We start from the raw sequence: 555 nt of genomic DNA on the forward strand, positions 1-555 counted from the left end.
TCATTGCAGATAATTTTACATCTATTAAAGAAAAGTATGGCCCAGATGCACTATCATTCATTTCTTCTTCTAAAGCGACGAATGAAGAATCGTATTTAATGCAAAAATTAGCAAGACAAGTTATTGGAACAAATAACGTTGATAACTGTTCAAGATATTGCCAAGCACCTGCAACAAAAGGCTTATTTAGAACGGTTGGACACGGCGGTGACTCAGGTAGTATTGAAGATCTAGAAAAAGCGGCAATGTCTGTATTGATAGGTACCAATACAGCCGAAGCACACCCAGTTATTGCATCACGCATGAAACGTGCTCAAAAATTATTTGGACAAAAAATACATGTGTTTGATATTAGAAAACATGAAATGGCTGAACGTGCGGATCGTTTTTATCAACCGAAACCAGGTACGGATTTAGCGTGGTTAAGCGCAGTGACTAAGTATATTATTGATCATGATTTACACGATAAAGCATTTATTGATGAGTGGGTAGATGATTTTGATGAATATTACAAATCATTAGAAACATTTACAATGGCTTTTGCTGAAGAAGCAA

The 555-nt window shown here is 35.9% G+C and carries 1 protein-coding gene; it reads left to right on the forward strand.

The genetic code is table 11. The annotated features are described in order from the left end of the window. Window positions 1-555: molybdopterin-dependent oxidoreductase (locus IDG60_RS00795; RefSeq protein ID WP_206160376.1), on the forward strand; the 555-nt coding region annotated here is incomplete at both ends.

The organism is Staphylococcus sp. EG-SA-2 (genome assembly GCF_017152085.1).